Source organism: Caulobacter sp. (assembly GCF_017744445.1).
Lineage (GTDB): Bacteria > Pseudomonadota > Alphaproteobacteria > Caulobacterales > Caulobacteraceae > Caulobacter.
The window spans coordinates 603,662-613,903 of sequence record NZ_JAGIBH010000001.1 but is presented as its reverse complement, the minus strand read 5'-3'; the positions used below and the strand labels follow the sequence as shown (position 1 = coordinate 613,903).

Below are 10,242 nucleotides of genomic sequence, written 5' to 3'. Positions count from 1 at the left end.
ACGAGCGCCTGAGCGTCGGCAATGCCGCTGGCGCATCATCCCCAATCGCTCAGGATGAATCTGGGCCCCGGCCTTCGCCGGGGAAACGGAGATTGGGACTACCCCCGCCGCGAAAGGCGGATGGCTCCATCGCTGTCTTCGAAAGCGCGCACCGGGAACGTGCTGGTCACGGCGGCGACGAAGCTCTTGGGCTCGGTGGTCTGGAAATAGCCAGCCAGGCGCAGGCCCGAGATCGAGGGATCGGCGATGCTGATCTGCTGGCGATTGTAGCGGTTGAACTCGGCCACGGCCTGTTCCAGCGACTGGCCGTTCAGGGCGATCGCGCCCTGCCGCCAGGCCAGGGCCCGGTCGATTTCGCTGTCGGACACCACGCGCGAGCGGTGGCCCGCCGAGCTGTAGATCGCCGCGACACCGGCGGTCAGGCGCACCTGGTCCTTGGGCTCGGCCGGCTCGGGATCCAGGGCCACGGCGCCGCGCTTGACGGTCACGGCCGCGCCGTCCGACCGCAGGCGCACCGCCATCTCGGCCCCGGCGTCGGCCTGCATGACCGCGTCGGCGGCCTTGATCACGAAGGGCCGCGCGTCCTTGGCAGCCTCGAACACCGCCTCGCCGCGCAGCAGCTTCACCTCGCGCACGCCCTTGCGGTAGCGGACCACGACCTTGCTGTCGGTATTGAGCTCGATGCGGCTGTTGTCGCTGAGCACGACCACCCGGCGCTCGCCAATGGCGGTGGCGTAGGCGGTCCCGGAGCCGAAGGTCATGACGCCCGCGCCGACCACGGCGGCCACCGCGACGGCGGCCATGCCCCGCGCCCATGGCGAGCGGCTGAAGCGCGGCAGGGTCAGGCGGCGCTCGGGCGCCAGCAGGTCGCGGTCGGGCCGATCCATGCCCGGACGCATGGCGCGCACGCGGTCCAGGCGCGCCCAGGCGGCGGCCTCGCGTTCAAAGGCGGCTTCGTTCTCGTGGCTTTCGTCGCGCCAAGCCTCGAAGGCGGCGCGGTCGGCGGCCGAGCACGAAGGATCGTCAAGCCGGACCACCCAGAGGGCGGCCGCCTGCCTCACCGTTTCGCGTCGTGATCCCGTCTCGCGCTCCATGAGCGTCCTTCGTCGACCTTACTCTTGCGCCCGATACGACGTCCCAGCTTCTCGGAACAGTACCGAAGGCCCTTTACCAAGTGCTTCTCTACAGTAGAGACGGACAACCCTAGCCTAACCGCTATCTCGTCCGGCGAGAGACTGTAAACTTTTCTCAACGTGAAGACGCGTCGGCATTGCGTCGGAAGTTCGGCAATGGCGTCGGCCAGGGCGCGCAGCTCTTCACGTGATTCGAGCATCATGTGGGCGCCGGGCGTCTCGTCGATCGGCTCGATCCGGTCGAAGTCGGCGACGGCGGTGATGGTCAGCACCTTGCGGCGGCGCAAGGCGTCCAGGGCGCAGTTGCGCAGGATGCGGGTGGCGAAGCCGGCCGGATTTCCGATCTCCCGCCAGGTCTTGCAGGCGATGGCGCGGGCGAAGGTCTCGTGGACCAGGTCTTCCGGATCGGTCTGCCCGTCACGGCAGAACTGCCGCGCATAGGCCAGCAGGTCCGGCTCCAAAGGCAGAATCTCCCGCCGGAACCAGGCGCGCCTGTGTTCGTCGTCTTGCGTCATCAACGCTCCCCTTGGGGAGCAGCCAAGCCCATCGAACGGCGGATGGCAACCCGGCGACAACGGCCGCCGGGTTGCGAACAACGGTTCTGCCTAATCGTCGATCACGTTGTTGCGGGTGTCCTTGAGGAACAGTCCGCCTATGATAGCGGTCACCCCGGCAATGATCACCGGATACCACAGGCCCGAGTAGATGTTTCCGGTCGCCGCCACGATCGCGAAGGCCGTGGTCGGCAGGAAGCCGCCGAACCAGCCGTTGCCGATATGATACGGCAGCGACATCGCCGTGTAGCGGATCCGGGTCGGGAACAGCTCGACCAGCATGGCCGCGATCGGGCCGTAGACCATGGTCACGTAGATGACGAGGATCGCCAGCAGGCCGATGACCTTAGGCTTGTCGACCTTGGCCGGGTCGGCCTTGGCCGGATAGCCGGCGGCCTTCAGCTGGTCGCCCAGATCGGCCTCCCAAGCCTTGCGGGCGCTGGCGAAGGCCTTACCGGTGGCGCCTTTCGCGTCGAAGCCTTCCAGGTTCACCGCGCCCACCTGCACCGAGGTCGGCGAGCCGGCTGAACCGGCATGGACGCTGTAGCTGACGCCAGCCTTGGCCAGATAGGCCTTGGCCACGTCGCAAGGCGTGTTGAACTGTGCCTTGCCGATCAGGTCGAACTGGAAGGCGCAGGTGGCCGGGTCGGCCGAGACCACCACCGGGGCCGAGGCCTCGGCATGGGCCAGGGCCGGGTTGGCGTAAGTCGTGATGCCCTTGAACACCGGGAAATAGGTCGCCGCCGCCAGCAGGCAGCCCAGGATGATGATCGGCTTGCGGCCGATCTTGTCCGACAGCCAGCCGAAGATGACGAAGAACGGCGTGCCGATCAGCAGGGCCACGGCCACCAGGGTGTTGGCCAAGGCGCCGTCCAGCTTCAGGGTCTTTTCCAGGAAGAACAGGGCGTAGAACTGGCCGGTGTACCAGACCACCGCCTGGCCCATGGTCAGGCCGACCAGCGACAGGATGACGATCTTCAGGTTCTTCCAGTTGCCGAAGGCTTCCGCGAGCGGCTTCTTGGTGCCCTTCCCCTCGGCGATCATCTTCTGGAAGGTCGGGCTCTCGTGCAGCTTCAGGCGGATCCACAGGGACACGCCCAAGAGCAGCATCGAGACCAGGAACGGGATGCGCCAGCCCCAGGCCTTGAACTGCTCCTCGCCCAGCTGGGTGCGGGTGACCAGGATCACGGCTAGCGACAGGAACAGGCCCACCGTCGCCGTGGTCTGGATCCAGCTGGTGTAGAAGCCGCGCTTGCCGTCCGGGGCATGCTCGGCGACGTAGGTCGCCGCGCCGCCATACTCGCCGCCCAGGGCCAGGCCCTGGACCAGGCGCATGACCACCAGGGCGATCGGCGCGGCCACGCCGATCTGGGCGTAGGACGGCAGCAGGCCGACCACGAAGGTCGACAGGCCCATCAGCAGCATGGTGATCAGGAAGGTGTTCTTGCGGCCCCAGATGTCGCCCAGGCGCCCGAAGATCACCGCGCCCAGCGGCCGGATCGCGAAACCGGCGGCAAACGCCAGCAGAGCCAAGATGAAGCCGGTCGTCTCGTTGACGCCCGAGAAGAAGTGGCCGGTGATAATCGCGGCCAGCGAGCCGTAGAGATAGAAGTCGTACCACTCGAACACGGTGCCCAGGGACGACGCCCCAATCACCAGCGCGTCGCGCCCTTTCGTAGGCGCGGCTTGGCTGTCAGCCCCCATTACGCTTGATCCCTTCCCTCGATGCGCCGTGCTTTTCCCGCCGGTCGCCTGAAGCCTAACTCACAGAACGGGATTCATAGACCGAGGATTTCCGGTAGCGCTACCACGTTTTAAAGAACGCTGGTTTCGTAGGCGGAACGGGTTCTTAAGCTCAGAACGGCAACATCCGGCAACCTTCCGCAACATAGCGCCGCCCGATGCCCGCGTCCCTGATCCACAGCCGGTTCGAAGACCAGGCCCGCGCCACGCCGGACTTCGTCGCCCTGTCCCACGCCAAGGGTGAGGTCACCTACGGCGCGTTGGAGAGCCTATCGCGCGCCCTGGCCGCGCAACTGACGCCGGGCGTGCTGACCGGCATCCTGGCCATGCGCGGCCCGCGCCTGGTCGTGGCCATGCTGGCCTGCGCCCGCGCCGGCGCGCCGTTCGTGGTGCTGGACCTGGCCTATCCCCTGCCCCGCCTGCGCAAGATGCTCGACATCTGCCGTCCGGGCCTGCTGCTGGAAGCCGGCCCCGCGCCCGAGGATCTGTCGGATCTGCCGCGCCTGCCGGTGTCGCTCGAGGCGCAAGCGTCGGACGCCGTCCTGCCGACGGTCGATCCCGACGCCCCGGCCTATCTGCTGTTCACCTCCGGCAGCACGGGCGAGCCCAAGTGCGTGGCGGTCTCGCACCGACCGCTGGTCAATTTCGTCGGCTGGCAGGCGCGGACCTTCGACCTGGGCGCGCCGGACCGCTTCACCCTGCTGTCGGGCCTGTCGCACGACCCGGTGCTGCGCGACGTCTTCACGCCGCTGAGCCTGGGCGCGTCCCTGCATATTCCGGATCAGGCGACGCTCACCGCCCCTGGCGGTTTGGCGAGCTGGTTCGCGGCCGTGCGCCCGACCGCCGCCCACATGACCCCGCCGCTGGGCCAGTTGCTGACCGCCGGCAAGGCGCCCGCCCTGCCCGACCTGCCCGACCTGCGCTACATCTTCTGGGGCGGCGACGTGCTGCGCCGCAGCCTGGTCGACGCCGTCAGCGCGGTCGCGCCGCAGGTCGAGAGCGTCAACTTCTACGGCGCCACCGAGACGCCCCAGGCCGCCGCCTTCCACCGGGTCACCGCCGCCGACACCGAAGAGCGCCTGCCGATCGGCAATGGCGTCGACGGCTTCGCGGTCGTGGTGGGCGAGGACGACGCCATCGTCATCCTGTCCGAATTCCTGACGCTAGGCTCCGTCACCGAAGGCCGCCTGCCGCCGACCGCGCCGCCCAGCTTGCAGACCTACGAAACCGGCGACCTGGGCCAGGTCCGCCCCGACGGCGCGGTGATGATCCGCGGCCGCCGCGACGACCAGGTCAAGATCCGCGGCTACCGCGTCGAGATGGCCGAGGTCACCGCCGCCGCCCTCCGCGCGCCTTACGTTGCTCAGGCCGTGACCCTGAACATCGGGACCGACACCGCGCGCCTAGCCCTGTTCGTCCAGCCGCTGGATGGGGCCATCAACCCCGAGGCCCTGCGCACGCGCCTGGTCGCTGGCCTGCCCGACTACATGGTCCCTGAGACCATCCTCGTCCTGCCCGCCCTGCCCCTGCTGCCCAACGGCAAGGTCGATCGCCAGGCGCTGATCGCTCAGGCTCAAGCCCGCCCTGCCGCCGCCCCCACCCGCGCCGCCGCCAGCCCGCTCGAGAAGACCCTCGTCGCCGACTGGAGCGACCTGTTCGCCCGTGAGGTCGGGGTCGACGACAGCTTCGCGTCCCTGGGCGGCGACAGCCTGTCCTACGTCACAGCCTACCTGTCGCTGGAGCAGGCCCTGGGCCAGGTCCCCGAGGGCTGGACCACCATGACCCTCGCCGAACTCGCCGCGACCAGCGGCGGCGAGGCGGCCAAGCGCGGCCTGTTCGGCTGGATCGAGAGCGCCATCCTGCTGCGCGCCGTCGCCATCTGCGGCGTGGTCGCCAGCCACTTCCAGCTGGTCTTCACCGGCGGCAGCGCCACCAGCGCCCTGTTGTTCGTGTCAGGCTACATCTTCGGGACGCTGCAGCTGAACGAGATGGACCACGGCAAGTCCCTCAAGCCGCTGGGCCGGCTGTTGAAGGGCCTGCTGCTGCCCCTCTTCGCCTACGAACTGGCTAACACCGCGCTGAAGCTCCTGACCCATGACCCAGTGCGGCTATCCAGCCTGCTGCTCTATACCGACTTCCTGGACTATCGCGGCCTGCCGGCCGACGGGCCCAACGCCTATGGCGGCCATGATCCGGTGATGTGGTACGTGCACTGCATCTTCCACCTGATCCTGCTGTACGGCGCGGTGTTCTGGCTGCTGGAACGCGGCTTCAAGGTGGCTCGCCCGGCCCTGTTCGCGGCCTGGACCGTGCTGGTCGTCGGCCTGCTGGGCCGCTTCGTCCTGCCGTTCTTCTTCGTGCCCGACTTCGGCCGCGCCCCGCTGGACATGATGTCGGTGTTCAAGCACGCCCCGACCACCCACATGGCGACCTTCGCCCTGGCGGCCCTGGCCGGCCTGCTGAAGGGCAAGGGACGTCTGGCCTTCACGATCGCTGCGGCCGTCTACGCCATCGCCAGCTCGCCGTTCTACACGATCGGCGACGCCGCCGTGCTGGCCCCGATCGCGGCGCTGGTGCTGTACGTGCCCAAGGTCCCGTGGCCGCGCCTGCTGTCCAAGCCGGTCTACATGATCGCGGGCGCATCGCTGTTCATCTACCTGCTGCACTTCAAGGTGCTGGGAGTCTGGACGCGGGTGACCGACGCCTCGCTGGTCTTCGCCTGGGCCCTTGCCATCGTCGCCGGCGTGATCGCCTGGAGCTGCTGGAACTTCGCCATGAAGCTGCTGCCCACGCTGCCGGGCCTTCTGCATCCCCGCCGGCTCTTCACGCGGGCGCCAGCCATCGGCTAGGGTCCGCGCCGAGCTTTCGGCCCGAACCTTTGGAAGACCCATGACCCAGATCGTCCGCCGCGCCATGATCGGCGCCGCCCTCGCCCTGCTGGCCTCGACCTCGGCCTTCGCGGCCGGCAAGCCGCGCGTCGCCATCGAGACCGACAAGGGGACGATCGTCGTCGAGCTGGAGGACAAGAAGGCCCCGATCACGGCCGCCAACTTCCTGGCCTATGTCGACCGCCACCGCTTCGACGGCGGGCAGTTCTTCCGCGCCAATCGGGCCAAGGGCGCGCCGGGCGCCGGCTCGATCCAGGGCCAGCCCAAGCCCTATTCGCGCCGCGCCCCGCCGATCGCCCACGAAAGCACGCTGAAGACGGGCCTCAAGCACAAGGCCGGCGCCATCTCGATGGGCCGCGACGCCCCGGGCTCGGCCACCGCCGACTTCTTCATCTGCGCCAGCCCGCAGCCCTATCTGGACGCCAAGCCGGGCAAGTCCGACGCGGCCCAGGGCTATGCGGTATTCGGCTATGTTGTCTCGGGCATGGATGTCGTGAAGAAGATCCTGTCCGGCCGCACCGACGGCCCGACCAACGTGCCGTCGATGAAAGGCCAGATCCTGAACCCGGCGGTGAAGATCATCAGCATGAAGCGGATGCCCTAACGCCGTTTCCCCGGCGAAAGCCGGGGCCCAGATTCAGCCCGAGCGGTTTGGGGGTGATCCGAGATACGCCCTGCCCACCGGTATGGCTCTCTAGGTTCGATCTGGGCCCCGGCTTTCGCCGGGGAGACGGGTTTGAACTAAGCCACCGTCTTGAACGGCGCCGTCACCGGTTCGGGCGGCGGCGCGGGGCAGTTCTGGGCCAGGAAGTCGCCGTGGCTGGGCAGGCCCGCGACCTGGGCGGCCAGCATCGGCTTGGACTGGTCCAGCGTCTGGCGGATCACCTCATAAGGCACGGTGTCGACCAGCTGCTGGTAGCGCTCGGGCCGCACGCCCATGCCCTCCATGACCGACTGCCAGGACGGGTTGCGGAACATCTCGTCGACGCCCTCGCGCAGCACGCCGTGGGCCTTGAAGAGCTCCATGCGGACCCGCAGGCTTTCCGGGACCGGGGCCTCGCGCACGGCCTTCCAGAACGGCGTGTCTTCGCGCTGGGTCGTGCAGTAGTGCAGCACGATGAAGTCGCGGATCTCCTCGTAGTCGGCGGCCACGCGGCGATTGTACTCGGCCGCCAGCGAGGGCGCGAAATCACGGTCCGGGAAGAACCGCAGCAGGTAGTCCATGCCGCGATAGATCAGGTGCAGGGCCGTCGACTCCAGCGGCTCGATGAAGCCCCCGGCCAGGCCCACGGCGACCACGTTCTTCTCCCACAGGCGCTGGCGCATGCCGGTCTTGAAGGCGATGAACATGGGGTTCATCAGCATCTGGCCCTCGACATTGCGGACCAGGGTCTCGCGGGCCTCGTCGTCGCTGAGATGCTTGGAGCTGAACACGTAACCGTTGCCCGCGCGGTGCTGCAGCGGGATGCGCCAGCGCCAGCCGGCGTCCTCGGCCTTGGACAGGGTGTAGGGGTGCGGCGGGCCGACGTTTTCGGTCTGCACCACCACCGCGCGATCGCACAGCAGCATGTCCGACCAGTCGTTGAACGGCACGTCCAGGGTCTTGCCGATCAAGAGGGCGCGGAAGCCCGAGCAGTCGATAAAAAGGTCGCCCTCGACCTCGTGACCGGTCTTCATGATCACCTTGGCCACCCCGCCGTCGGGACGCGTGACCACGTCGGTGACGATGCCCTCGGTGCGCTTGACGCCCCGCGCCTCGGCGAAGTCGCGCAGGAACTTGGCCACCAGCCGCGCGTCGATGTGCAGGGCGTAGCCGGCTCCGGCGATCAGGCTGCGCTGGGCCTTGAACGGCAGCATGAACTTCCACTGGTCGGCCATCACCGTGCCGGGCGCGAAGTCCTGCAAGCCCGACGGATGGCCGTTGGCCTTGGCCCGCAGCCAGCACTGGTAGAACTCGTGCGGACCGATCGGACCGCCGATGGCGCCGAACGGGTGGTAGTAGTGCTCGTCCTTGCGCTTCCAGTCCTCGAAGCGGATGCCCAGCTTGAAGCTGGCCTGGGTGGCCTGGATGAACTCGCGCTCGTCGATGCCCAGGCTGGAGATCAGTTGCAGGAACGGCGGGATGGTCGACTCGCCCACGCCGATGGTGCCGATCTCCTCACTCTCGATCAGCTCGACCTCGCAGCCGCCATCCTTGAAATAGTGGCTGAGCATCGCCGCCGAGATCCAGCCGGCCGAGCCGCCGCCGACGATGACGATCTTCTTGATGGCGTTGGGGTTCGTATTCATCGGTTGGTCCTACTGCGCGGCCATCGGGGCCGGGCGGCAATATTGGTCAAGGAAGGCGCCGTGCGGCGGAGCGGCGGCGACCACCTCTCGGATGGCCTTGCGCATCTCGGCCAGGGGGGCGCTGAGGGTCGCCGGATCGATGCCGTCCAGGGCCGGATCGACCATCTCGGGCAGCAGTTCGAAGCCGGCATAGATCGCCATCCAGCTGGCCGGCTGGAACATCTCCCAGCGATAGCGGATGAAGTGGCCGCGCTGGGTGAAGAGGTCGACCTTGTGCTGCAGCGTCTCTGGCAGGGTCACGGCGTTGCAGTCCTTCCAGAACTGCGTGTCGCCCCGCTTGTTGGCCCAATAGTGCAGGATGATGAAGTCGCGCACGCGCTCCATCTCGCGCTTGGACCAGTCGTTGAACTCGTCGACCAGCGCGGGCGCGAAGTCCTTGTCCGGGAACAGCATCTTGATCTTCTCGATGCCGGTCTCGATCAGCGCGATCGAGGTGCTTTCCAGCGGCTCCAGGAAGCCCGACGCCAGGCCCAGGGCGATGACGTTCTTGTTCCAGACCTGCTTGCGGCGGCCGGGATTGAAGCGGATCTGGCGCGGCTCGTGCAGCAGCGGATCGGGGATCGCCGCCTTCAGCTCGGCCAGGGCGTCCTCGTCGCTGATGTGGCGCGAGGAATAGACATAGCCGTTGCCGTAGCGGTGCTGCAGCGGGATGCGCCAGCGCCAGCCGGCCGAGTGCGCGGTGACGTCCGTATAGGGCATCGGATCGCCGACACCTTCGCTCTGCACCGCATAGGCGCGGTCGCACAGCAGCACGTCGTTCCAGTGCTCGTAGCCGGTCTGGAGGGCTTCCTCGATCAACAGGCCCCGGAAGCCCGAGCAGTCGATGAAGAGGTCGCCCTCCACGGTGTCGCCGGTGTGCAGGTCCAGCGAGGCGACGTGGCCGTCCTCGGGTCGCAGATTGACCTTGGTGATCTTGGCGTCGATGCGGCGCACGCCGTTGTCCTCGGCCACCCGGCGCATCAGCTGGGCGAACAGGCTGGCATCGAAATGCAGGGCCCAGTCGAAGATCGACAGGGTCGAGGGCGGGTTGCGCGACGGGGCCATGAACTTGCCCGCCGCCGCCAGCGAGGCGCCCAGCGAGTAGTCGGCGATGTCAGTCGGCTCGCCGGCCTGGGCCAGCTTGCGCCAATAGTGGTGGAACGAGATCCCGCGCAGGTCCTGGCCGAACAGGCCGAACGGATGGATGAACGACTGGCCCTCGCGGACCCAGTCGTTGAAGCGGATGCCCAGCTTGCAGGTCGCCTGCGTGGCCCGCATCACCTCGATGTCGGTCAGGCCCAGCTGCTGGTAGAAACCGCGGATGGTGGGGATGGTCGCCTCGCCCACGCCGATCGTGCCGATCTCGGAGCTTTCGACCAGGGTGATCTCGATCGGGCCGCCGTGGAAGTGACGCCGCAGCGCCGCGGCCGCCATCCAGCCGGCGGTGCCCCCGCCGACGATCACCAGCTTGCGGATACGCTTGTCCTGCATCGCCCTACTCCCGACTCCCGGCTCTTCGTCCGGCTGGGCCCAAGGCTATCGGCTCGCGCATGAGCCGGACAGCCGGGCTCTCAAAAAAAGAAAGCCGCCGTGGGG

General features: G+C 68.0%; 7 protein-coding genes. 2 read left to right on the top strand and 5 right to left on the bottom strand.

The genetic code is table 11. The annotated features are described in order from the left end of the window. Positions 1-98 precede the first annotated feature (98 nt). The 3 genes from J7528_RS03015 to J7528_RS03005 form a co-directional block, all read right to left on the bottom strand. Positions 99-1,094 carry a FecR domain-containing protein gene (locus tag J7528_RS03015; RefSeq protein ID WP_291871160.1) on the bottom strand — a complete coding sequence of 332 codons (996 nt, stop codon included), beginning with the start codon at positions 1,092-1,094 and terminating at the stop codon, positions 99-101. Further along, the gene (locus J7528_RS03010) at positions 1,058-1,651 is read right to left on the bottom strand and encodes an RNA polymerase sigma factor (RefSeq protein ID WP_291871158.1); all 594 of its coding nucleotides are present in this window, start codon (positions 1,649-1,651) and stop codon (positions 1,058-1,060) included. The genes J7528_RS03015 and J7528_RS03010 overlap by 37 nt, the downstream gene beginning before the upstream one ends. Before the next feature lie 87 nt (positions 1,652-1,738). After that, complete coding sequence (locus tag J7528_RS03005; protein ID WP_291871157.1) at positions 1,739-3,391, bottom strand: MFS transporter; 1,653 nt, start codon at positions 3,389-3,391, stop codon at positions 1,739-1,741. 197 nt (positions 3,392-3,588) lie between these two features. Here J7528_RS03005 and J7528_RS03000 point away from each other — a divergent pair, with 197 nt between their 5' ends. Both J7528_RS03000 and J7528_RS02995 read left to right on the top strand, forming a co-directional pair. Continuing rightward, positions 3,589-6,279, top strand: a complete 2,691-nt coding sequence (locus tag J7528_RS03000; protein WP_291871155.1) for an AMP-binding protein — start codon at positions 3,589-3,591, stop codon at positions 6,277-6,279. A gap of 40 nt (positions 6,280-6,319) precedes the next feature. Next, positions 6,320-6,922 (top strand): peptidylprolyl isomerase, encoded by a 603-nt coding sequence (locus tag J7528_RS02995; RefSeq protein WP_291871153.1) that lies wholly within the window; start codon positions 6,320-6,322, stop codon positions 6,920-6,922. A gap of 137 nt (positions 6,923-7,059) precedes the next feature. Here J7528_RS02995 and J7528_RS02990 read toward each other — a convergent pair whose 3' ends face one another. Continuing rightward, on the bottom strand, positions 7,060-8,607 hold the full coding sequence (locus J7528_RS02990) for a tryptophan halogenase family protein (RefSeq protein ID WP_291871151.1): 1,548 nt from the start codon (positions 8,605-8,607) through the stop codon (positions 7,060-7,062). 9 nt (positions 8,608-8,616) lie between these two features. Next, entirely contained in the window at positions 8,617-10,137 is a 1,521-nt protein-coding gene (locus J7528_RS02985; RefSeq protein WP_291871149.1) for a tryptophan halogenase family protein, read from the bottom strand. Positions 10,138-10,242: the final 105 nt, after the last annotated feature.